The organism is Synechococcus sp. BL107 (genome assembly GCF_000153805.1).
Lineage (GTDB): Bacteria > Cyanobacteriota > Cyanobacteriia > PCC-6307 > Cyanobiaceae > Parasynechococcus.
Window position 1 is genome coordinate 1,503,320 of record NZ_DS022298.1, and the last position, 24,014, is coordinate 1,527,333.

The 24,014-nt window shown below is 52.6% G+C and carries 20 protein-coding genes; 14 read left to right on the plus strand and 6 right to left on the minus strand.

Annotated elements, in window-relative coordinates; all coding sequences use genetic code 11:
* From BL107_RS07795 to BL107_RS07810, 4 genes are read left to right on the plus strand one after another with little or no spacing between them, the layout of a single operon-like run.
* A complete protein-coding gene (locus BL107_RS07795) occupies positions 1–1,488 on the plus strand; it encodes a cryptochrome/photolyase family protein (RefSeq protein ID WP_009789769.1) in 1,488 nt (495 codons plus the stop codon).
* A 35-nt stretch (positions 1,489–1,523) separates the two neighbouring features.
* Positions 1,524–2,096 carry a protoporphyrinogen oxidase HemJ gene (hemJ, locus tag BL107_RS07800; RefSeq protein WP_009789770.1) on the plus strand — a complete coding sequence of 191 codons (573 nt, stop codon included), beginning with the start codon at positions 1,524–1,526 and terminating at the stop codon, positions 2,094–2,096.
* 1 nt (position 2,097) lies between these two features.
* Positions 2,098–2,745, plus strand: coding sequence for a PHP domain-containing protein (locus tag BL107_RS07805; RefSeq protein ID WP_009789771.1), 648 nt, complete (start codon positions 2,098–2,100; stop codon positions 2,743–2,745).
* Between the two features lie 27 nt (positions 2,746–2,772).
* On the plus strand, positions 2,773–3,327 hold the full coding sequence (locus BL107_RS07810) for a hypothetical protein (protein ID WP_009789772.1): 555 nt from the start codon (positions 2,773–2,775) through the stop codon (positions 3,325–3,327).
* Here BL107_RS07810 and cobN read toward each other — a convergent pair.
* Positions 3,296–7,066, minus strand: coding sequence for a cobaltochelatase subunit CobN (gene cobN / locus BL107_RS07815; protein ID WP_009789773.1), 3,771 nt, complete (start codon positions 7,064–7,066; stop codon positions 3,296–3,298). The two genes, BL107_RS07810 and cobN, sit on opposite strands and share 32 nt — an antisense overlap.
* Positions 7,067–7,125: 59 nt before the next feature.
* Between cobN and BL107_RS07820 the strand changes: the two genes are divergently transcribed.
* Genes BL107_RS07820 through BL107_RS07830 form a run of 3 tightly spaced genes read left to right on the plus strand, consistent with a single transcriptional unit; the run spans position 7,126 to position 12,031 of the window.
* Complete coding sequence (locus BL107_RS07820; protein WP_009789774.1) at positions 7,126–8,040, plus strand: branched-chain amino acid transaminase; 915 nt, start codon at positions 7,126–7,128, stop codon at positions 8,038–8,040.
* 47 nt (positions 8,041–8,087) lie between these two features.
* Positions 8,088–11,714 (plus strand): methionine synthase, encoded by a 3,627-nt coding sequence (gene metH / locus BL107_RS07825; protein WP_009789775.1) that lies wholly within the window; start codon positions 8,088–8,090, stop codon positions 11,712–11,714.
* Positions 11,715–11,758: 44 nt separating this feature from the next.
* Positions 11,759–12,031: a DUF4090 family protein gene (locus BL107_RS07830; RefSeq protein ID WP_009789776.1), complete on the plus strand. Its 273-nt coding sequence runs from the start codon at positions 11,759–11,761 to the stop codon at positions 12,029–12,031.
* A 33-nt stretch (positions 12,032–12,064) separates the two neighbouring features.
* Here BL107_RS07830 and BL107_RS07835 read toward each other — a convergent pair whose 3' ends face one another.
* The gene (locus BL107_RS07835) at positions 12,065–12,295 is read right to left on the minus strand and encodes a hypothetical protein (protein WP_009789777.1); all 231 of its coding nucleotides are present in this window, start codon (positions 12,293–12,295) and stop codon (positions 12,065–12,067) included.
* Between the two features lie 110 nt (positions 12,296–12,405).
* On the opposite strand from BL107_RS07835, the gene BL107_RS07840 reads away from it, so the two are divergent.
* The gene (locus tag BL107_RS07840) at positions 12,406–12,801 is read left to right on the plus strand and encodes a DUF2237 family protein (protein WP_037988315.1); all 396 of its coding nucleotides are present in this window, start codon (positions 12,406–12,408) and stop codon (positions 12,799–12,801) included.
* Here BL107_RS07840 and BL107_RS07845 read toward each other — a convergent pair.
* Positions 12,783–13,511 carry an SDR family NAD(P)-dependent oxidoreductase gene (locus BL107_RS07845; protein ID WP_037988317.1) on the minus strand — a complete coding sequence of 243 codons (729 nt, stop codon included), beginning with the start codon at positions 13,509–13,511 and terminating at the stop codon, positions 12,783–12,785. The two genes, BL107_RS07840 and BL107_RS07845, sit on opposite strands and share 19 nt — an antisense overlap.
* 67 nt (positions 13,512–13,578) lie before the next feature.
* Here BL107_RS07845 and BL107_RS07850 point away from each other — a divergent pair, with 67 nt between their 5' ends.
* The 3 genes from BL107_RS07850 (at position 13,579) to BL107_RS07860 (ending at position 16,030) form a co-directional block, all read left to right on the plus strand.
* On the plus strand, positions 13,579–14,481 hold the full coding sequence (locus BL107_RS07850; protein ID WP_009789780.1) for a SpoIID/LytB domain-containing protein: 903 nt from the start codon (positions 13,579–13,581) through the stop codon (positions 14,479–14,481).
* Positions 14,471–15,316, plus strand: coding sequence for an ATP adenylyltransferase (locus BL107_RS07855; protein ID WP_009789781.1), 846 nt, complete (start codon positions 14,471–14,473; stop codon positions 15,314–15,316). Before BL107_RS07850 ends, BL107_RS07855 begins: the two co-directional genes overlap by 11 nt.
* 84 nt (positions 15,317–15,400) lie before the next feature.
* Positions 15,401–16,030, plus strand: coding sequence for a sigma-70 family RNA polymerase sigma factor (locus BL107_RS07860; protein ID WP_037988321.1), 630 nt, complete (start codon positions 15,401–15,403; stop codon positions 16,028–16,030).
* On the opposite strand, the gene BL107_RS12945 is transcribed toward BL107_RS07860, so the two are convergent.
* Positions 16,018–16,158 (minus strand): hypothetical protein, encoded by a 141-nt coding sequence (locus BL107_RS12945; protein ID WP_232192860.1) that lies wholly within the window; start codon positions 16,156–16,158, stop codon positions 16,018–16,020. The two genes, BL107_RS07860 and BL107_RS12945, sit on opposite strands and share 13 nt — an antisense overlap.
* A gap of 145 nt (positions 16,159–16,303) precedes the next feature.
* On the opposite strand from BL107_RS12945, the gene BL107_RS07870 reads away from it, so the two are divergent.
* Both BL107_RS07870 and BL107_RS07875 read left to right on the plus strand, forming a co-directional pair.
* A complete protein-coding gene (locus tag BL107_RS07870; protein ID WP_009789785.1) occupies positions 16,304–17,902 on the plus strand; it encodes a DUF3370 family protein in 1,599 nt (532 codons plus the stop codon).
* Between the two features lie 24 nt (positions 17,903–17,926).
* Positions 17,927–18,928 carry a hypothetical protein gene (locus tag BL107_RS07875; RefSeq protein ID WP_006169723.1) on the plus strand — a complete coding sequence of 334 codons (1,002 nt, stop codon included), beginning with the start codon at positions 17,927–17,929 and terminating at the stop codon, positions 18,926–18,928.
* 615 nt (positions 18,929–19,543) lie between these two features.
* On the opposite strand, the gene apcD is transcribed toward BL107_RS07875, so the two are convergent.
* Entirely contained in the window at positions 19,544–20,038 is a 495-nt protein-coding gene (gene apcD, locus BL107_RS07880; RefSeq protein WP_009789786.1) for an allophycocyanin subunit alpha-B, read from the minus strand.
* 98 nt (positions 20,039–20,136) lie between these two features.
* Here apcD and rlmD point away from each other — a divergent pair, with 98 nt between their 5' ends.
* Entirely contained in the window at positions 20,137–21,546 is a 1,410-nt protein-coding gene (gene rlmD, locus BL107_RS07885; protein WP_009789787.1) for a 23S rRNA (uracil(1939)-C(5))-methyltransferase RlmD, read from the plus strand.
* Here rlmD and pheT read toward each other — a convergent pair.
* A complete protein-coding gene (gene pheT, locus BL107_RS07890) occupies positions 21,524–23,947 on the minus strand; it encodes a phenylalanine--tRNA ligase subunit beta (RefSeq protein ID WP_009789788.1) in 2,424 nt (807 codons plus the stop codon). The two genes, rlmD and pheT, sit on opposite strands and share 23 nt — an antisense overlap.
* Positions 23,948–24,014 lie beyond the last annotated feature (67 nt).

Below are 24,014 nucleotides of genomic sequence, written 5' to 3' on the forward strand. Positions count from 1 at the left end.
GTGGAGATCACTCTTGTTTACCCGCATCAGCTGTTTGCGGAACACCCAGCGATTCAACGCGGCCGTGGCGTAGCACTGATCGAGGACCCGCTTTTTTTTGGAACCGATCCTTTGTGGCCGATCAAGGTTCATTGCCAACGGTTGTTGCTTCATCGTTTGTCGATGGCGGCCTATGCCGATGAGCTCCGGAATAAGGGTTTTTCAGTGCAGGTTCAGCGTCATGACAGTGCCGTTGATACGAACGGTCATCTAAGGCTTCTTCATGCTGCTGGTTATCGACGGTTTCACGTAGCGGATCCTGTTGATCACCTACTGGAAAAACGTTTAAAGGCTTTCATCGATGAAAACAATTGTCAGCTAGAGGTCGTAGATACTCCTCTACTTCTCACACCTAAGTTGGTTAGTGAGAAACATTTTGGCAATGGAAAAAAACCGTTGATGGCCAAGTTTTATGAGATGCAGCGTAAAAGGCTAAATATTTTGATCGATGCTGATGGCTCTCCCCGTGGCGGGCAGTGGAGTTTTGATGCTGATAATCGAAAGAAATTGCCCAAGGGAATCATTGTTCCTCCTGTGCCTGTATCCACGCCATGTGACGATCACGGTTCGATGCTGGAGCAGCTGAGAACGGAACAATTACCCCTTCTTGGAGATGGGGACCAATTCAATTATCCGATCAATCATGAACAGGCTGCTCTTTGGTTGGATCAATTTCTGGATGATCGGTTCAAAGATTTTGGAGCTTATGAAGATGCCATTAGTCGACACCACCGAGTGATGTGGCATGGCGTTTTAACTCCCATGCTGAATATTGGATTGCTAACACCACGTCAAATCCTCGATCGCACCTTGGAATGTGCGGATAAAAATAATATTCCTCTGAATTCTTTGGAAGGATTTATCCGACAAATCATTGGTTGGCGTGAATTTATGGCTGTGATGTATCGCCGTCATGGGGTGGAAATGCGCAATGGCAATTTTTGGCAGTTTGAAGATCGACCGATCCCTGATGCTTTTTATACGGGTACTACAGGATTGCCTCCAATTGACGATGCCATCAAGCATGCATTGCAAACAGGATATTGCCATCACATTGAGCGATTAATGCTCCTTGGAAACATGATGCAGCTCTGTGGGTTTCATCCGAATCGTGTTTATGTGTGGTTTATGGAGTTATTTGTTGATGCTTATGACTGGGTGATGGTTCCAAATGTTTATGGGATGAGTCAATTCGCAGATGGGGGAATCTTCACCACAAAACCCTATGTATCTGGTTCTAATTACGTCCGTAAAATGTCGGATTACCCGAAAGGTCCTTGGTGCGAGATCTGGGATGGGTTGTTTTGGAGCTTTATCAAGAAGCACGAGACATTCTTTCGAAGCCAATATCGACTCGCCATGATGGCCCGCAATTTGGACCGAATGGCACCAGAAACCCTGGAAGTCCATCAACGCCGGGCGCATGAGTTTCTTGACGGGTTGAACTGAGCACTGCGTAAGGTCGCTTTAGTGCGGTTGCGCCAATGACGCTTCCTCCTGAGGCTTACCTCTGGTTCAAAACACTCCACATCGTTGGCGTGGTGGTTTGGTTTGCAGGCCTGTTTTATTTGGTGCGCCTGTTCATCTATCACGTTGAAACGGCAGAGCTGGAGCCCGCTCTGCAACAGCCGTTTCGTGATCAGTACACCCTGATGGAAAAACGTCTGGCCAACATCATCACCACCCCTGGGATGGTCGTTGCTGTGACGATGGCCATCGGGCTTTTGGTGGCCCAGCCGAGTTGGCTCCAGCAGACGTGGATGCACGCCAAACTTGGTTTTGTGGCGGCCCTATTGGGATATCACTTTTTCTGTTATCGACTGATGGGACAGCTGCACGCTGGCAGCTGTCAATGGTCTGGAAAGCAGCTGCGTGCACTGAATGAGCTCCCCACATTGCTGCTGGTGATTGTGGTGATGTTGGTGGTCTTTAAGTCGCAGTTCCCAACGGGTGCTGCCACTTGGTTCATCGTTGCCCTTGTGGTGTTTATGGCAGCGTCCATTCAGTTCTATGCCCGCTGGCGACGTCTGCGGGCTGAGGCAGAGACGGAGCTTTGAGATGAGTCATCCGCTGCGCGAGGTTCTAACCCAAGTGGCGTCGGATAGTTGTCCTGGCTCCTTCAATTTTCATTGCCACACCGTCTGCAGTGATGGAAGCCTCGAACCCATCGAGTTGATTCAACAGGCCACCACATTGGGCTTGAGCCATTTGGCCGTTACAGATCACCACAGCTCCCATGCCCACGCACCCATGCAGGCCTGGCTTGACCAGCGTCGCAACTTGGGGGATCGCGTGCCGACCCTTTGGAGTGGCATGGAGATCAGTGCCCTGCTGAAGGGCTGTTTGGTTCATGTTCTGGCGCTCGGCTTTGAGCTGGATCATGGGGCATTAGCCCCTTACAACCAAGGTGATGCCGTGGTCGGAGTGCTCCTGCGCGCCGAAGCTGTTGTGGAAGCGATTCATCAGGCTGGAGGATTAGCAGTGCTCGCCCATCCAGCTCGCTACCGGTTGAGCCATGGGGTTTTGCTTGAGGAAGCCGCACGGCTTGGCTTCGATGGAGGTGAAGCTTGGTATGACTACGACATGAATCCAGCCTGGTCTCCTAGTCCTCTGATCTGCGAATCCATTGATCGACAGCTGGCCAACCTTGGCCTTTTGCGTACGTGTGGCACAGATAGTCATGGAATTGACCTCTATGGCCGCTAAATTCATCACACCACAGCTGTAGTCGGCATGGGCTTATTTGATCGCCTCCTGAAAAAAGATTCGCAGGACGCGGACGCCTCGCTGAAGCCACGGAAGCCTGCCAAGGACAAACCCGAAGAGTTTTTTCTCGATGCCGACTCCTCGTCGTCCCTCGGTGATGTGAACTACATGCGGGAGTCGAAAACGATTCGTCGCACCTTTCCCGGCACGGTCGATAGCCCCGGGACGAAGGAACAGATCATGGAAGTCGCTGCGGAAACCGAGAAACTCGAGAAACGCAGCGAAGGTCTTGGTGGTGAAGTGAAGGTTGAGAAAAGCATCGACCTCACCGCTGGCATTCCAAAACCGGTGAAGAAAACCTTCGCCGAACAGGTCAGCACCAAAGAAATGGACAAGCGCCTGAAAGGGAGCGCGATTACCGGTGTGAACACTCCAGCACCGGCCAATGCCAATCCCGTCGGTCGTAAGGAACAGCTGAAGGAAGTGGAAGAGCCCGTTGCCAAGGTGGGGCAATCCAGGGTCTCCGGGAAGCCAGGTTCGATTGATCCCTTCAGGCAGATGGTTCGGGATCTGAACAAGTAGTTAACCCACCGCGTTCGATTTGGCCCTCGCTAGTGGAAACGAGGCTCTGCAACAGGTCGATTTGATCAGGTTCTGCTCCCTCCCAGAGCCCTCGATTTGAAGCTTCGAGCAACCGCTCCGCCATATCGCGCAGCACCCAAGGGTTGCGTCGTTCAAGGAATTCAACGATCTCTGGAGTGTTCAGCCATTGATCGCATAAGGCGCCATAACACCAGTCCGGCACACGATCTGTTGCTGCGTCATAGGCAAACAAATAATCAAGGCTTGCGCCCATTTCAAAGGCTCCCTTGTAGCCGTGTTGCTGCATACCTTCAATCCAGCGGGGATTGAGCAAGCGGCTACGCATCACTTTGTCGAGTTCATGCTCTAACCGATGGAGTCGAGGACGTTCCCGTCTGGAATGGTCTCCAAACCAAAGCTCCGGACGACGTCCTGAACAGGTTTCGACTGCAGCACTTAAGCCCCCATGGAATTGGTAGTAATCGTCAGAATCCAGTAGGTCATGTTCCCGATTGTCCTGGTTGTGCAACACCACCTGGACCCGTTGCAGTGCTGATTCGAGCCCTTTTCGATCCTTGGATGGTTCCGATGATCCGCCGTAGTTCCACTGACTCCACTGGAGAAATGCTTCACCAAGATCGGAACGGGAGTCCCATGAACCGCTGTCCATGAGAGCTTGAAGTCCAGCCCCGTAGGCCCCTGGTGCAGAGCCGTAGATCCGACCCTGGGGCCCCTCTAGTTGGGTGAGTGCGGCGAGTGGATTTTGGTCGCTGGGTTCGTTGAGGGATGCCACCATCGCGATGGCCTGATCAATCCACATCACCAGCTGCGGAAAGGCATCGCGGAACAGACCTGAGATGCGAAGAACAACATCCACCCGTGGGCGTCCAAGCAGACTCAGGGGGATGACCTCTAGGTCCACCAAGCGGCGTGTGGGGCCATCCCACACCGGTCGGACCCCGATGAGTGCCAGGAGCTGTGCAATGTCTTCCCCTCCATTTCGCATCGTGGCGGTGCCCCATACGGATAGGGCGAGATGTTTCAGACTTTCCCCTTCCTCCTGGAGGTGTAACTCCAGCAGCTGTTCGGCCGACCTTCGGCCGAGATCCCAGGCCGCTTCCGTCGGCAAACCTCTGAGATCAACGGAGTAAAAGTTTCTGCCTGTGGGGAGAACATCGGGTCGCCCACGACTTGGAGCACCGGAAGGCCCTGCTGAAATGCGTCCTCCAGAGATGCCCTCGCAAAAGGCTTTTTTTTCCGAGGGCGCACACTGAATCAAACGGGGCCAGAGATCTTGGGTGATCGCAGCCAGGGTTTCATCGTCTGACGCTTGGGGATGGATCCAGTCACGGAAAGGCTTCACCAAATCGGACCCATCGCCGTTACTCACAAGTGCCGATACGACACCAAAGGCTTGGTCTTCCAACCATGCAACGCCATCCCCCACCCGTTGGCGACGCTCACACCCGAGTTGTTCGAGCAGGTGTCGATCGTTCTGATCTAATGGCTCGCCGTCCTCTTGCCCCCAAGGATCAAACGCCAAACCCACTTGACGGGCCATGGCCTGAGTGAGACCTGGTCGCCCATGGGCCGGCGGTCGAGCCAAGGCTAGAAGCAATTCCAATTCAGCTTTTTTGGATGGTCGCTGACCAAATCGATGCAGCCCCGTACGGATTTGAGCTTCTTTCAGTTCACAGAGATAGGTTTCCGCCGAATCCAAGCATTCATTGATCAAGCTGGGATCGCATTTGAGATCGTCCTTGCTGGGAACCCCAGGCCAATTCAGCTCTTGCAACGTCACCAGCACGGCACGTTCAAGTAATTCACTGCGCTCGGCTCCAAGTTGGCGTGCTTCAACGAGTTCGTCGAGCTGGCCCTCTAACCGTTGCAATGGCCCGTGCAACCCAGCACGCCCCAAGGGAGGCGTGAGGTGATCCAACACAACGGCATGTCCCCGTCGTTTCGCTTGTGAGCCTTCACCAGGATCATTCACGATGAATGGATAGAGATGGGGCAGTGGCCCCAGTGCGAGATGGGGGCCACAACTGCTGCTGAGGCCAACCCCCTTACCCGGCAACCACTCCGCACTGCCATGTTTACCCACATGCACCATGACCTGGGTCTGGTGAACTTTGTTAAGCCAGAGATACTGCGCCAAATAACGATGGGGTGGCGGTAAGTCTGGGGAGTGGAGATCAGCGATTTGATCGGGGTCGTAGCCCCGATCTGGCTGAATCAACACCACCACATGGCCGTAGCGAAGCCCATGGATCGCAAAGCCACGTTTGGGATCAAGATCGCAGGCATCACGGGGCTGACCCCAACGCTTTGCAATCTTGGCCCTTGCCTCAGGCGGCACGTTGCCCCACCACTGTTCGTAGACGTCCAAAGGCAAGTAATCCAGGGCTGGCCTGTGGAGACCCTCGGGAGAATTGGTTCTTCCCTGCATCAAGGTCTGCATCAGCGAATCGCCGCTGGAGGGCAACGTCGCTGGGCCGAGGTTGTGACTGGAGTGCTTCAGCCACTGCAGCATTGCGGCACAACTGGCGGGCGTGTCAAGGCCGACACCATTAGCGATACGACCGTCTCGGACCGGATAGTTGGCTAGCACCATGGCGATGCGACGATCGCTGTTGTCGGTTTTCCGAAGCGTGATCCAGCGTTGGCTGTGCTCGATCAGCCATTGGATTCCCTCAAGATCAGGAACCTGGCTGGGTACCGCCGCTCCCAAATCGGGAACCGACATTTGATGCTCGCGAAATGCGCACGGTCGAGTGGTCAGCCGACCATCCAACTCTGGCATCACCACCTGTAAGGACAGATCAAGTGGATCCAGTCCGCGGGTGCTGTTTCGCCAACTTTCGCGACTTCTGCTGCTGCTCAACAACTGCAACACCGGAACGTTGAGTTGTTCCCATAACGGACTACCCAGCCCCGCTTCTGCCGTCTTGACGGAGGCAAAGGAGGTCCCTGCAACCACCAGCTCCACCTCCTGGCTTCGAAGCAGGTCGATCACCCCCGCTTGAACCCCTGGATCACGAAGGCTGCTCACCCAAAGCAACCTGGGACAAAGACCGACGTCACGGCAGGTCAAGCAGAGAGCTTCCGCCAGTGCAACGTCTCCCGCTTGAAGTTGAGCGCGATACAACACCACACCAATCCGTGGGCCGGCGTCCTCCTGCCAATCCCATGGCGCGGGATCTGGCATTGGCTGAAGACGAAGCTCTATTGGGTTGGGCTGTTGTTTCTGCAACAGCAATTCGATCGCTCTCAGCACCTCACCAAGGTTGTCGACGCCTCCTTCCCGCAGCAGTTCGGCAAGACGATCCGCCAAGGCGGCATGGATGGATCCCAAACCATGCAGCTCGTTGTTTTGATCGTCTGTCCCCGCCAGGATCAGGAGCTGACGTTCTGGTTTTTCCTCCTTCCAGCGTTGGAGCTGCTCTAACCCATAGCTCCAATGACCTCGGCCGCCGAGTAAGCGCACCAGGACCAACGTTGCGTGATCAGCGGTGGTGGCGAGGTAGTGGTCGAGTTGCGCGGGATGGGACAAACAGTCCAGAGACAGCCCCCGTATTTGGTTGCGCCAGGTCTCACCACCGGCCGAAGCAAGATGTGCTGCCAGGGTGCTGAGGTCTGTCGCGGCACTGGAAAGAAACAACACATCCGCCGCGGGCTGTTCCACCAGGACCACGTCCTCGGGGGGGTCAACACCCGGACAGCTGGCTAATCGATGCATCGTTCCATTGTCCTGGTGAGCGGTGGTGAGAAGATTTCAAGAACCAGGTCGTTTTAGCGATGCATCAGTTCCTGCCTTACGCCTGGTTCCAGAACCAGTGCGTCCCCTTCGAGGAGGCCAGGATCTCCATCGCTACCCACGCGCTGCATTACGGCACTGGTGCATTTGGTGGCATGCGAGCCATTCCTGATCCACAACAAGCAAGCACGATGCTGCTGTTCCGTGCTGATCGTCATGCCCGTCGACTTAGTCAGAGCGCGCGCTTATTGCTTACAGATCTGACCGAAGAGACAATTTTGACGTCCCTGACGGCCATGTTGCGCGCCAATCAACCGGATCAGCCGATCTATCTCAGACCGTTTGTTTACACGAGTGATCTCGGCATCGCACCTCGGTTGCACGACATCGAGACCGACTTCTTGATTTATGGATTAGCTCTCGGCGATTACCTTTCCCCGGAAGGTGTGAGTTGTCGCATCAGCAGTTGGACGCGCCAGGAGGATCGCTCTTTGCCCCTCAGAGGAAAAATTAGTGGGGCTTACATCACGAGTTCCTTGGCCAAGACGGAGGCGGTGCAAAGCGGTTTTGACGAAGCGTTACTTCTCAACAGTCGCGGGAAAATCAGTGAAGCCAGTGGCATGAACCTTTTTCTTGTCCGGGATGGGGAATTGATCACCCCTGGCGTTGATCAAGACATTCTTGAGGGAATTACTCGAGCGAGTGTGATCGAGCTGGCGAAAGCCATGGGTATCCCCGTGGTTGAGCGCGCAGTCGATAAAACCGAGCTGTTCATCGCCGATGAAGTGTTTTTGACGGGTACCGCGGCGAAAATCACTCCGATTCGCCAGATCGAGTCGACCGTTCTTCGTCATGATCGACCGATCATGCAAAGCCTGAAGAGCAAATTGGTGGCGATTACGGAGGGGCGCGATCCTGCCTACGAGCACTGGGTGACACGGATCAAGCTCAACTGAAGTACGGAGAGAGACTTTCTTAGAATCATCGAATTCAGAAGGTTCTCATGGTGGTGACACAAGCAAAAGCTCCTGTCACTGCCTCGCGTTTTCTCGATTACATCCACGGTCCAACCCGGCCGGTTTTGGTTTTTGATGGCGCAACAGGCACCAGCCTTCAAGATCAAGGCCTCACAGCTGATGATTTTGGTGGCCCCGATTTGGAGGGCTGCAACGAGAACTTGGTAATCACTCGTCCAGATGCCGTCCAGGCGGTGCATCGGCAGTTTTTAGACGTGGGCTGCGACGTGATTGAGACCGACACGTTTGGGGCAGCCTCCATTGTTCTGGCTGAATACGGGCTTGAAGATCAAGCCTTTGAACTCAACCGTCGTGCTGCCCAGCTAGCCCGCGATGTCGCTGATGAGTACAGCACGCCCGAAAAACCTCGCTTCGTGGCCGGATCCATGGGGCCTACAACCAAGTTGCCCACGCTCGGACATATCGACTTCGACACCATGCGCGATGGTTTCCGTGAACAGGCGGAAGGACTGATTGCAGGGAATGTCGATCTGATCATTGTCGAGACCTGTCAGGACGTGCTGCAGATCAAAGCTGCTTTGCAGGGTATTGAGGCCGCCTTTGAGTCTTGTGGTGAACGTCGTCCTCTCATGGTGTCCGTGACGATGGAGACGACAGGGACCATGTTGGTGGGCTCAGATATTGCCGCTGTGGTCGCAATTTTGGAACCGTTCCCCATTGACATTTTGGGGCTTAATTGTGCAACGGGTCCTGAGCAAATGAAGGAGCATATTCGCTACCTGTCAGAGAATTCTCCCTTCATTGTGAGCTGCATACCCAATGCAGGTCTTCCCGAAAATGTTGGTGGTGTCGCCCATTACAGGCTCACTCCAACTGAATTAAAGATGCAAATGATGCACTTCGTTGAGGATCTTGGAGTGCAAGTTGTTGGGGGTTGTTGCGGTACTACTCCAGCGCATATTGGTGCCTTGGTGGAGTTAGCCCTAGAGCTTAAGCCGGCGGAACGCCTTTCCAGATCAAAGGATCAGAAGGAAAATGTCCGTCCAAGTTTTGATTATGAACCTTCAGCAGCATCTATTTATGGAGTTACTCCTTACCATCAAGATAATTCATTTTTAATTATTGGTGAGCGGCTGAATGCAAGCGGCAGTCGCAAAGTACGTGAGCTATTGGCGGAGGAGGATTGGGATGGTCTCGTTGGAGTAGCCCGTGGACAGGTGAAAGAAAATGCACATGTCCTCGATGTGAATGTTGATTATGTGGGCCGTGATGGTGAAAAAGATATGAACAACTTGGTGAGTCGCCTGGTAACCAATGTGAATCTTCCATTGATGCTTGATTCCACTGAATGGCAGAAAATGGAAGCCGGTTTAAAAGTGGCCGGTGGTAAATGTATTCTAAATTCCACTAATTATGAAGATGGTGACGAACGATTCTTCAAGGTTTTAGAGCTGGCTCGGCGTTATGGCGCTGGGGTTGTTGTCGGCACCATCGATGAAGATGGCATGGCGAGAACAGCAGATAAGAAATTTGCGATTGCTCAACGGGCTTATCGTGATGCCCTCGAATTTGGGATTCCGGCCCGCGAGATTTTCTACGACCCTCTAGCACTCCCAATTTCGACAGGTATTGAAGAAGATCGATTAAATGCCAAAGCAACAGTTGACTCGATACGGATGATCCGAGAGGGCCTGCCTGGAGTCCATGTTGTGCTTGGAGTAAGCAATGTGAGTTTTGGTTTATCTCCTGCTGCACGAATCAATCTCAACTCTGTGTTCCTGCACGATTGCTGCGAAGCAGGAATGGATGCAGCCATTGTGAGTCCTGCCAAGATTCTTCCATTAGTTAAAATCAGTGAAGAACATCAACAGGTATGTCGTGATCTAATCAACGATAATCGGCGTTTTGAAAACAATATTTGTGTTTACGATCCTCTCACTGAGCTGACAAAATTATTTGAAGGGGTCTCTGCAAAGGAAGCTCGTGCTTCTGGACCTTCGCTGTCCGACCTTCCCATTGAGAAGCGTCTAAAGCAGCACATCATTGATGGCGAGAGGATTGGATTGGAGCCTGCCCTTGATCAGGCCATGAATGACTACGCCCCCCTCCACATCATCAATACCTTTTTATTGGATGGAATGAAAGTTGTGGGTGAGTTATTTGGTAGCGGCCAGATGCAGCTCCCATTCGTACTTCAGAGTGCTGAAACAATGAAATCCGCAGTGGCTCATCTCGAGCCTTATATGGAAACTATAGAGGGCGAAAGCACTAGCAAAGGAAAATTCTTGATCGCAACAGTCAAAGGGGATGTGCATGATATTGGAAAAAACCTTGTGGATATTATTCTTACAAATAATGGCTATGAAGTTGTCAATCTTGGAATCAAGCAGAGTTGCGATGCAATTGTTGATGCTCAAAAAGAGCATCAAGCAGATTGTCTCGCCATGAGTGGGCTATTGGTTAAATCAACGGCCTTTATGAAGGATAATTTATCAGCTTTTAATGATGCAGGAATTGATGTTCCTGTGATTCTTGGTGGCGCTGCTCTTACTCCGCGTTTTGTACAAAAAGATTGTCGTGATGTTTACAACGGAAAAGTGATTTATGGGCGTGATGCATTCGCAGACTTGAGATTCATGGATGCCTTGATGGACGCTAAGAAAAATGCCAATTGGAATAATTTGACAGGTTTTTTGGCGGACGCTCCAGAGGGTGTCGGCCTCGATGAGGTGGTGTCGAACGAATCCGATCAGGCTTCGGCTCAGGCGGAGGTTTCTGAACCAGCACAGCCACAAAATCAAGAACCGGTCACAACCGAACGCTCCAGCGCCGTTCCCCCAGAGCCGATTCCCGCAGCTCCCTTCCTGGGGTCAGCGGTTTTAACCGAGGCCGATTTAGATCTGCAAGAGGTGTTCACTTACCTCGACCGCAATGCTTTGTTTGCGGGTCAGTGGCAGTTCCGTAAAACGAAAGACCAGAGTCGAGACGACTACGAGGCGATGCTCGCTGAAAAAGCCGAGCCCGTGCTGAAGCATTGGATCGAACGCTGCCTCAATGAATCCTTACTCGCCCCAGGTGCCGTGTACGGATACTTTCCTGTGGGTCGGGATGGAAATGCCTTGAGAGTGTTCTCATCCGATCAATCAACAGAGCTCGGACGTTTCGATCTGCCACGCCAGCGATCAGGGAATCGCTATTGCATCGCCGATTTCTTTTCTGACATTTCGGCTGATGGTGCTCCAACTGATGTGCTGCCGATGCAGGCGGTCACCATGGGCGAAAAGGCCAGCATCGTGGCTCAGGAGCTGTTCAAAGGCGACCAATACAGCGATTACCTCTACTTCCATGGTCTGGCGGTTCAGATGGCCGAGGCGCTGGCTGAGTGGGTGCATGCACGGATCCGCCAGGAACTGGGCTTCGCTGACCCGCTGGGGATGCCGTTGCGTGATGTCTTAGCTCAGCGATATCGAGGTAGCCGCTATTCCTTCGGATACCCAGCGTGTCCCAATGTTGCCGATTCTCGCCAGCAGCTCCTTTGGCTGGATGCCGATCGCATTGGTCTAACGATGGATGCCAGCGACCAGTTATCTCCTGAACAGAGCACGACGGCTCTGGTGGCTCTTCACAGCAAAGCCCGTTACTTCAGTGCATGAGTCTTGCGATCTCCCATAGCCTTAATCGCTTCTCAACAACAACCATGGCGATTTCGGGACCGGATGGCGTGGATGCGTCCATCAAGGCTGGTGTGGATTTGGATGGAAGTCCGATCCCAGAAGGGATGCTCAGCCTTTACAACGAGGTCATGGACCTGGAGAGCCAACGAACCCGTAGTGGAGTTTTGAAGTCGATGCGGAACCGGATCGTCAAGACCGGTGCAAAGCACTTCGATCAAGCCACATTGAATGAACGACTTGTTTCAGCCGGCTGGGATGGCCTGAAGGATAAAGAAATCGCCTTCTTTTACAGCTAACTCGACTCAAGCCATGGCGATGTTCAAAGGCCTTCAGTCCTGGCAGAACTTCTCCATGGTTTCGATCACTTCCTGCTGAAAGGAATCCAACGCATTGGATTCACTCAGGTCGATTCCCTCTCCCGCAGCATTCTGCGCAAGGTCTTGGAAGTGAAACGCACCTTCCCCATTGGCTAGGAACTCGATCGCCGAGCTTTCTCCGCTCTCGCGAAAGGCATCGCAGAGCGCCAGAAAAGCGGCGTCTTCAGTGAACTCCCAATCCATCGAGTGGACATAACTGAAAGACCTTTAACGCCTGCCCCCAGGGGTTCGTCAACCACTTGACGTCAAAATGTGCCACTCCGTCGTCAGACACCCACCCTTTTTTTTCCCCGATGTCCACTAACAGCCCTGTGGGTCCAGTCACTTTCAATGTTCTTGGTGAGCCATTGTTGATTTGCGGATGTGAACCAAAAACCGGCTGGTATCGCAACGGCTTCTGCGAAACCGATCCATCCGATCGTGGTCAACACAGCATCTGTTGCGTGATGACGGAAGCCTTTCTCCGTTACAGCAAAGCTTTGGGGAATGACCTGTCAACGCCCGTTCCAGCATTTCAATTTCCCGGACTTCAACCTGGAGATCATTGGTGCGTCTGTGCCCCGCGCTGGAAGCAGGCTTATGACGACGGAGTGGCACCTTTGGTCCGTCTGGAGGCAACGGAGGACACAGCCTTGTCTGTGGTGAGCCTGGAGCAGCTGAAGCAGCATGCTCACCAATCGATCGGCTGACCATCCCAAGCTAAAAATGAACCGCTTTGTTCAGGGGTTTGTTGGAGCAGTAAGGCAACGAGTTGTTCCGCAGCCCTTTGTGGGCTGAAGAGTTGCTCCGCTGGTACAAACGTTTGGAAAGGTTTGGAGAGGTCGGTGTCCGTCGTTCCAGGGTGGAGAAGTGTCACAGTGGCCTTCGGCCATCGCCTTGCCCACTCAATGCTTAAACAGCGCAGCAATTGATTTTGAGCGGCCTTTGCGGCTCGGTAGGCGTACCAACCGCCGCTCCGGTTATCTCCAATACTTCCCACGCGCGCACTCAGGCTTGCGAAATGAAACGGTTGGTCTCGGCGTAACAGTGGCTCTACCGCTTTGGCCAGAAGCACAGGGGCAATGGAATTGATCGAGAACTGTTCCATAAGCTGGCGACGTTCCACTTGTTTGAGACGTTTTTCTGGCTGCAGGTGCGGACCATGCAATCGCCCGCTGCAGTTGATCACCAATCGAAGCGGTTTGTTCCGCGTCGAGAGTTCCTCACTGAGACGATCCAGATCGTGGTCTGATTCCAAATCCAATGGCAGGTCATAGCCGTGGTGCTCCCGACGGCCCGCAGTCAAAACCGTGAGTGAGGGACACCGCTTCTGCAACTCCGAGGCCATGGCGCTTCCGATGCCCCCTGCCCCGCAAACAAGAGCAAGCCCACTCCATGCTTCTGGATTCTGAGGATGCATATCCGCACTAGCAGCTTCTTGTCGTCTAAAGGATTTCGGGGATGATTGAGGGGAATACAGGGGGTTCATGGTGCGGGCAGTGGGGATCCTTCGTTGGAGCGCCATGGGCTTGCTGGGCACAGGTGTGATCTGTGGAACCTTTTTGGCCCTGGATCGTTACGACGCCGATGCAAAATCCCGTGACACCATGCACTTGCTCGATTTGCTTGACGAATCGCCTTTGTCTGTGGACAAAAGCAAGACTCGCAATCGCTCGTTAACGGCCATCAGACCTCCTTCCGAGCTCGCCCTCTCGATCAGGGTTGGGTTACTGAGTCGGAGCCCGATTCAATCCCTTCGAACCTCACCAACGACGACGTGTCGACTCGCCAATGGCTCTTTCATTGAGGTGGATCAACTGCTCGTCGTCAACGTTGACTCCTCAAACTCCACCAGGTACTGCAAAGGTGGAGTCGTGGACATCAATGGCGACTCCTATGAAGGATCGCTTGAGTTGATTCGAAGCGATAACGGTTGGTTAGCCGTCAACGAAGTGAGCCTTGAAAACTATGTGGCATCGGTTGTGGGTGCTGAAATGCCAAGTCATTGGCATGGTGAAGCGCTTAAGGCACAAGCGGTGGCTGCTCGCTCCTATGCCGCAACGCATCTCGCTCGCCCTGCATCGCAGACATATCACCTCGGAGACACGACGCGATGGCAGGTGTTTTCAGGGCCATCGAGCTTGAGTAAGCAAACCCTGCGTGCAACCGATGAAACGCGGGGAATGGTGTTGAGTTATCGAGGAGGGCTCGTCGAAAGTTTGTATGCGTCAACGCAAGCAATCAGTGAGGAGGCCCATCGACATTTAGGCGCGAGCATGAGCCAACACGGTGCTCAGCGTCTAGCGACGCAAGGCCTTCGTTTTGATGAGATTCTTGGGAGGTACTACCAAGGAGCGTCTCTCGCTCAACTCCAGCGTGATGGGTCGTGATCACTTGTGGGAACAAGCTTTGGTTTGTACGGAACACGCCCTGCGGTCCGGAGCCATCGTTCCACTCGCCACAACGCTTGAAGATCTTCCAGGCGAAGATGCCACAACATTTGAGCTCAGGCATTTAGCTGGAGCCACGCCGAAACATCTCCAGCAGGCAGGGCCTAAGCCGAATCCTTTTCGACCATGGGATCAACGTTTGGAGGTCGAACAGATCGGAGACGATCACGTGGTGATTCTGAACAAATTTCCTGTTCAGATCGGACACATGTTGTTAATTACCAGAGAATGGGCACCTCAGAATGGTTGGCTCAATGCATCAGATTGGTCTGCACTTACTTCGGTAGATCGAAACACGACCGGCCTTTGGTTTTTCAATAGCAATCCCAATGCTGGTGCCAGTCAACCCCATCGGCATCTGCAATTGCTGCCAAGACATGATGGAGAAAGGGTCTGCCCTAGAGAGGAATGGTTTCTTCGTTTTTGTAGCGATGATAATGATCAAAATCGTCTTCGGCAATTAATCCGTGTTGAGCAATTAGTCGAGTTCAATGCATCTGTTTTACAAGCAACCTATGAACGGCTATGTGAAAATTTGAGTCTTGGCTCTCCGAGCAATGACTCTTTACCACGATTTGCATACAATATATTATTAACTCGGTCTTGGATGGCTGTGATTCGTCGAAAACGAGAAGGGGTGCATGGATTTAGTGTGAATGCCTTGGGTTTCGCGGGATGCTTATTGAGTACAGATGTTTCTAACTTGTCTTGGTTGAAAGAAGCAGGTCCTGATGAACTTCTGCGTGCTGTCATTGGTCTAGAGGATTCAAACTAAAAATCTGTGGAACCACTGATGCGATAAGTGTCGATTGGTGCATTGATGGCAAGAGAGGTCAATGTTCACCCTCCTGCTTAATGAATGACGAATGTTCAGCAAAAACAACGAAATTCTCGCGTTCAGAAATATCTTTCACTGGTACAACCAATCGCCAAGCGATATGCCCAACGAAGTGGTTGTGATTGTGATGATCTAATACAAGTTGGTTGCTTGGGATTGATCCAAGCTTCACAACGTTTCCAACACACAGAAGGAACATTGTTCCACGTTTTCGCTAAACCCCATATTCGAGGGGCAATTCTTCATTATCTCAGGGATAATGCAAGCCTAATTCGTTTACCGAGACATGTTGAAGAGCGAGCATTACTTCTTAGAAACAAGAATGAGCAAACAATCAGCGCTGCTGATAGTTTAGTCCAACAGAGCTACAGGTACAAAACAACATGGGTCGAATTCGAAGATGAATTCATGACAGGAAGATATTATGGACTTAAAAATATTGAACGATGTGAACAAGCCGCCAAAATAAATAGCGCCCTACAAAAGTTGCACAAGAACGATCAGAAAATCATCCGTTTAGTGATATTTGAAGGAAACAGCCTGAGATTGGCGGGTAAAAACATCGGAGTTTCAGCCATGACTGTTCAGCGACGCCTAAAACGAGCATTAGCGACTCTCAGGGATCGCTTGAAGCTGGATCAATCAGTTTGATTCGAAGCCCTGTTCATCTGTTTTTCCAAGGTGTCAATCGCAGCATTCAAGGCGGAAAGCTGACGCTCAACACCATCGCGCCACATTGAAAGCATGGCGTGCTTGCGTTGCTGATGCTGACGCTTCATACCATCCATATCTGTGGATGGGCTGCAGCAGAATGGAGGAAGCATTGAGATTCAAAAGCTAATCAAGCTTGACTGATTTTCTTCCCTGATGTGACCCCTGTGGCGGATTGGCGGTTGTTGTTGTTGGCATTAGCGTGAGTAGTCAATGCAGGCCTGTGCTGGTGGAGCCGCAAAGCAAACGAATGCGGCAACAGTGTTCATGAGTCTCAAAAAAGTCCCATTACTAGTCCTGGCTTGCGTCTCATTTGCCTCTGCCTCGCTCGAACTTTGCGGTTCAGCCGATAGCCGTGCCTATGTCGCCATCTTGGCTGGCCAGCGGGCGCGACCTCTCAATGGCACCTTCAATAACGTTCCCGTCTTGCATTCAAATCAGCCCGAGATCGTGACGGGTCCAGGAATCCTTGTGAATACGGCCCCAGGAGCAGGGATCGCAATGGAAAACAATCGTCCGTTGAACAACGCAACTTATACATTTAATGGTTCATTTGGTGTTCATATGCATCACAAGTATTATCCAAGTGATGCTTCGAAATTGGGAGGAAGTCGCTCCCGAGGGTTGCTCACATTAGCTCTTATTGCTTCTAACCCAGGCAAGACATCTGTTACCTTAAAGTTTAAGCGTGGTTCGGTTAAAAATAGCTTCGAAGCCCCATATCACAGTAATAAATTGATGGGAGTTAAACCCCTTGGAAAGCGACCATGGAATACAGGACCAGGTGACGCCACTGCTGTTCAGCTTTTGCGCAACGAATTAGATCGCAAAGTTCCAGATACTGTGACCATACCTGCGGGAAGTCGTGTCGTCGTGGTTCGAACTGTTTTACCAGCCCGAGGAATTGCCAATGGATTGCTGCAAGGTCAAAGTAATGGCCCGTTTACCATGGCAGTTGTGGCCTCAGAGCAGACGAGTTCAGATCAAAATCTTTTTTCTGTTCTTGATAATGGACGTCTAGCACCTGGTCGAATCTATTTAAATCGGATCCGGGAAATTCAACTAGGGAGGGTATTCTCCAGGGTTGCAGGCGTGGCACTTGGGGATGAATACCGTGCTTCAATCAGCCACGATCTTTCCCAGGGTGCCTTGCACGTCCCACTGACTAGTACTCCTCGACATCATTTTGGAACGCGGGAAATTCAGGTTAATCCCCTAGCTGTTCGGATGATTGATTCCGCTCTCAATAATATTGGTACCTATGGTGTTCGTTATGCTGTTACCTTAAATCTTGTTGGCAATGGTAATTATCAACTGGTCATGAGCCATCCAGTGGTGTCAGGTAAAAAACCTTTTACTGCATTTCGTGGCTCGATGCAGATAGAACATCAGAATTCTTTGAAAGAGATTCATGTTGGGTTGCGTTCTGGGGAAAGTTTGGCTCTTACAGATATCAATCTTTTACAGGGTCAAGACTCACCCGTCAAAGTCACACTCGTGTATCCAGCGGATGCCACCCCTGGTCATCTCCTAAGTGTCGTTCCGGTTGATCAGTTGGCTCTGTTACATCAACGGCAACGACAACAGCGGACCGCTCAACAGAACAGCACGATCACAAAAACCAAGCTTGTTGTTCCAAACTCACCCCCTCCGCTACCCGAACTTCAGCAGAAAGTTCCTCCTAAACCTGTCTCCAGTCTGCAGCCGGCCATCATGGCTCCAAGGCCTTCAACCTCCCACACGAACGATCCTCGTTACACAGATGCAATTCGATCCCAGCAACAGTGGTTACGTCAGCTTCAGGGTCGATAGTCTTTCGGCAGCAAGGTTGAACTGGTGAGCGCCGAGGAGTCCAACCATCAGCAAAAAATTACCGTCACCCTGTCGAAACGGTTGGTGACGCTGATTGATCAGCTCAAGCGTGAGTATGGCGTTCGCTCGAGGGGTCTCGTTCTCGAGTCGGTTCTCGAACAATTGATCCAGCCCGAAGATCAGTCGGAGCTGTTGGATCCAAACGACCATGATGCCGCTGTGGTCACCCCTGAGGGGTCACCCCCTGAAGCAAGCAGCTTGGTGTTAATCCGCAACACGGAGGCGGACACAGCGATTGATGAGCCTGAACCGCAACTGCAGCAACAAAGCTCCGTTGGCATTGATTTACCAGGTTTCGTAAGTCGACGCACCACGCAGCTCCGCGACACGCTGTCCCAGCGTTCAGAGGTCGATTCCTTAGACAAGTCCGTTTCTGGAGAACCCCTACTCTCTTCGGTGTCGCACGCTGATCTAGTCGCTGCTACGCAAGCAGTCAACGAGCACTGGCGTTCTCTGTATGGACAACCGCCAGGAGACACCGTTGTGGAGGCTTCGATGCTTTGGTTGGCACGGGATGTTTGGTCGACGACAGATGCCAGTGATGGTCGACCTTTCACCTGGTCTGCTGCCAATGCCTCGATGAAGGAACTCTGTTCTGACTGGGAGCAGGGTGATCCTTCGCTTGGGCGGGTGATGGTGGTCGCTGGAACATTGGAAGATCCCTTTGCAACGGCTGCTCTCGCTGAGCGAATGCCGACGTTAATTCGACGATTCGTTAACCGCTTTCGTCGAAGTCGTCAGGTCACGTCCTTTGAAACGCTGGAGTCCACCATGACCGTGCATGGTGCACTCAAACTCTTGGGCTTGTCGACAACAGCCGGAGCGAGTGTGACGTTGGTTTCCATTCGAGAGGCGTTCAAGACAAGAGCCCTAGAGGTTCACCCTGATGCTGGAGGCTCGACAGATGCCATGCGTCGACTTAACGAGGCCTATCGACTATTACGCGAGCTTTACCGCAATCGTTAATTTGTCCCAATCAAGTCTCGTCTTGTGACTATTAATGAGACCAAAACTAGACCAGCTGATCAAATTATTTGTCTTAGGCAAGACGCAGACTAAGACTCATTATGCGTCTCATCTTGAATTAGTGAGTAGGGGTAAACATCTACTTTTTTCATGTTTTTAATTGATTCGCTCACTCAACTGATCCTTCCCTCCGCGGTCGGAATGGCTTGTCATGCTCCGCTGTTCTTTGGCTCCTTGTTCATGCTGCTGTCCATCACCTGTCCATTCCTAGGGAGTTTGATCCAAATCCAGCTGCAACAGCCTTTTTGAATGAGGCGTACCTGCTATAGACACAGGTACGCACATTTTTGGGCTGCCAATTTGGATGGATATCACCCGCATAGCAAATCGCGCCTCTCACCGGACTTTCATAAGTCTCGCCATAAGACTCATGATGCATCACATACGAGACTTACGAGAAGCAGGCGAGACGAGGGTTGCTCTCTAGAGTCTTGCTTGGGAATTGATATTAGACCAATACTGAGTCTCGTTTGAGACATGCAAAGTTTGCGGTCAATGAAAAACCGGGCCATTAACGACCCGGTTTCTTCCTTGGTGCACCGTGCTGGTGTTAGCTCAGGTGGAGGTCTGCATGCCTTGAATCAAGAAATCAAAGTAAGGGGAAGAAAGCTTGGCTTGTTGGTCGGAAAGCAAGGCCAGCGAAGCATCCTTCATCGTTTTCATCGCTTCGACCATTCCAGGCATTGGTACGCCAAGACTGTTGTACATCTCCCGAGCACCCACCAATCCGATGTCTTCAATCATCTCTGTGCTTCCAGCGAGGACGCCATAGGTCACAAGCCGTAAATACCAGCTGTAATCACGCAGGCATTGGGCGCGTTGACGTTGTCCGTAAGAGTTCCCACCTGGGGCTACATATTCTGGTTTTCGACTAAACAGCTGCTTAGCCGATTCGTCGACGATCTTTTTCTCGTTATCGGTCAGGACTTTGACGACCGAAACGCGCATCGCGCCTTGATCAAGAAAATCCACCATCGAGCGAAGTTCGCCGCTGGTGGGGTACCGCAGATCATCATCGGCTTGAAGGATGAGATCCCGGACAACGCTCATGGAACTTGGCAGGCTGTATGGAGTTTAGTGGTCTTAAGTGAGGCTCCACGCCATTGCGGCCTCTGGTGTTACGCCTTTGCAATGGCAGGAGTTCAGACATGGAAGAACAAATGGTTGGAAACGAGCCCGCGCCAAGGCCTGGCTTGACGATCAATGTGGAATGCTCTGATCTCGATCGGGATGGAAAAGGCATTTCTCGATGGAACGGTTGGGTCGTCGTTGTTGATGATTTACTGCCTGGCGAACAAGCTCAGGTGCAGCTGCAGCAGCGTCAACGCTCGCGTTGGTTGGCTCGACGGGGCGAGCTCATTCAACCGTCGGACGACCGTCGCCGACCTCCATGCATTCTTGCTGCGGACTGTGGTGGTTGCACCCTGCAATCCCTCAAGGAATCGGCCCAAAACAGTTGGAAATTTTCCTCTCTTCAACAAACGATGCAACGCATCGGTGGCATTGAAGCCACGCCACAACCGCTTTTAGCGGATAACAGCCGCGCGTTTGGCTATCGCAACCGTGCCTTGATTCCACTGAAGCGAGAAGGTGATGGCCGTTTGCGCGCGGGTTATTACCGCCCACGAAGCCATCGCATTGTCAACTTGAATCACTGTCCTGTTCTTGACCCACGGCTCGATCAACTCATCGAACCGATTAAGCAGGATTTGGATTCAACCGGTTGGGCTGCCGACCATGATCTGATTCAAGCCAAGGGTTTACGCCATCTTGGTTTGCGTCTAGGTCACCACAGCGGCGAGGTGTTGATCACCTTGATCAGCTCCCATGATCGCTACCCCGGTTTATTAGAGCTGGCGGAAGAGTGGATGGATCGTTGGCCCATGGTGAAAGGTGTTTGCCTCAATCTCCAACCAAAGCCCAATAATTTGGTGTTAGGAGCTCAAACTCTTCTGGTTGCTGGGTCTGAAACGATCGCGGAAGAGTTTTGTGGAATTCATCTTCAACTCAGCAGCACGACCTTTTTTCAAATCAACACTCCTCAGGCCGAGCGCATCGTTCGCGTGCTTTGCGACTGGTTATCGACTGACATGGGTAGCGGCACTGTTGTCGATGCCTATTGCGGAATTGGCACGATCAGTCTCCCCCTCGCAGCAAAGGGATTTGATGTGATCGGACTGGAGCTGCATCAGGGATCTGTTGACCAAGCCCTGCTTAATGCCATGCGAAATAACTTGTCCAAACAGTGTCGTTTCCGGGCTGGAGATGTCGTGGACCTATTGGAGGCGGCCTTGTTTGGTGCAGATGCCTTGGTGCTTGATCCCCCCAGGCGTGGCCTTGACGCTCGCGTGATTCAAACCATTCTTGATACGCCCCCCCAGCGTCTGGCATATCTCAGTTGTGATCCTGCAACGCAGGCAAGAGACTTGAAAATGTTGATGGAGCCGGCTGGCCCTTATCGCTTGAAGAAGCATCAACCCATTGACTTTTTTCCCCAAACCACGCATTTGGAGTCGCTAGCCCTGTTGGAACGCACTAGCTACGAAGCTCGGCTTTGAATTGCTTCGACAGCGCGGCTCTAACTTTCTCGTGCACTGGCTGAATCTTGTCGTCCGTCAGGGTCTCATTTGGACTCCTGTATCGCAACCGGAATGCCTGTGACACCTTTTGATCCCCGAGTTGGTCGCCTTCGAAACGGTCGATCAATTCGACATGTTCTAGTAAAGGTTTTCCCGCTTTTCTGATGGCTTGGATCAAATCCCCAGCCCTGCTGTTTCGATCAACGACAACAGCCAAGTCGCGTTCACTAGCGGGCACTGTCGGGAATGATTTGTAGATCGGAGTCCAACGGTTGCTGCGTGTTGCTGCATCCAGCAAACGGTCTAAATCCAGCTCAAATAGGTACGTGCACTCCGGCAGGGATAGGTCATCAGCTAGGGCTGGATGCAACTGGCCAAAACAGCCCAGGGGGCGTCCCTCTAGCACCAAGGTTGCGGCTCTCCCGGGGTGCAGTCGCTCATCATTCGTGAGGGGGCGATCACTGAGATCAAGTTGCATGGCCCCCATCACCCGGGAGAGAACACCGCGAGCCTCGTAGTAGTTGGGTGCCTGGTACTTACCACTGGTGCTCCAACGTTCCAGCCGACGGTCGCCACAGATCACTCCGGAGACCACCCCTGATTGCTCAACCGACTCAGGCGAACCGCTGTAGGTATTCCCAACCTCAAAAATCGAACAACCAGCCATGGAGGCTTTGAGGTTGCGAACGCAAATTTGAAGATGTTCTTCCCACAGGTTGGTACGCAAGTGGCTGGTTTCGGCCAAGAGCGGGTTACTGATCGCGATCCGCCCATCCCCATCGGAGCTGCCAACCAACGACAAGGTGGTGATTTCCTGGAGTCCGGCGGAACAGAACAGCCGTCTTAATCGACGTTCTGCCTGTTGGCGGGGTGTCAGTGATCCAGGGGCAACGGGGTCAGGGAGGTGCGATCCAAACTTGTCAAAGCCCACAAGACGCGCCACTTCTTCGATTAGGTCGACTTCTCGATGCAGGTCTTGGCGGCGAGACGGTGGTGTCATGACCGCCCACCCCTCGTCTGTCGACTCCATCTCACATCCAAGGGCGGTTAAGCACTGTTCGATGGTGTGATCGGCCAAATCCACTGGACTTGAATCGGTGTCAATCGGCCCTAAAAGTTGATGCAGTGCGTCTCGACGTAATTGAAGTGGAACAGGCGTTTTGGGCCCCTCTCCACCCACCCAACGTCCGTTCACGCGGCAGGCAAATTGATCACTGAGTAAATCAATAGCTCGTTGAGAACAGGCCAAGGTGACTTCCGGTGGCAATCCCTTCTCAAAGCGGCTGCTGGCATCCGTTCGTAATCCCACAGCCCTCGAGGACTGGCGAACTCGGATGGGTGAAAACATGGCGGATTCCAACCAGATTCTCGTCGTGGAGTCGCTTACAGCGCTATCCCGGCTTCCCATCACACCTGCAATCGCAATGGCACGGTCATGGCATGTGACGACCTGGACTCGAGGATCAAGACAGAGGGATTGATCGTCGAGACCGATGAAGGTTTCTTGATCCTTTGCTGGCCGCACAGCAAAACTGGCAGCATCCACCGACTGCCCGGTAAGGGATTCCAGGGCTTCCGCATCAAAGGCATGCAAGGGCTGTCCCTGTTCGAGCATCACCAAATTTGTGATGTCCACCACAGCATTCACGGCGTTGATTCCGGCACGGCTGAGTCGCTGCTGGATCCACTGCGGTGATTCTTGATCTCCTCGGACACCCTCAACACAAGCGATGCCGTAATAGCTGCCATCGAGCTCTGTTTGGAGCTGTTCTTGATCCGGTGTGTGATTGAGCGATGGCAGTGAGAGTGAGGCGTTAGTGAGGGCTGCCACCTCCCTTGCAATCCCCACCATCGACATCCCATCGGGACGATTGGCTGTTATTGCTAACTCCAACACCGTGTCGTCTAAGCCAAAGAGTGCCGCCACGGGTGTCCCCACAGGGGGCACCTCCTCGGTGCTGTCTTCAAGAATGGCGATACCGGACGAGTCGGCGGTCAGACCCAATTCAGAAAGGGAGCAGATCATTCCATCACTGGTGACTCCCCGAAGTTCGCCGGCCTTGATCGTGAGATCCACAGCCGGCAGAACGGCACCAACCGTGGCGACGGGAACATAGATACCCGCCCGCACATTGGCGGCTCCACAGACGATTTGAACAGGCTCTTCCGCGCCGATATCGACGCGACAGACACTGAGTTTGTCGGCATTGGGATGCTTATCTCGGGTGAGAACGTGGCCGACGACGACCCCCTTTGATTGGGCGCTGAGATCATCGACGTTTTCCACCTCAAACCCAGCCATAGACAGGCGTTCGGCCAGGTCGTCTACCGCGTCATCCACCTGGACCAGTTCTTTCAGCCAGGACAAAGACACCAGCATCGGAAGTCGACCGAATAGCTCGCGATCTTAGGAACAGCCTCTTCGATAAATCGAGGGGTCAACAAGG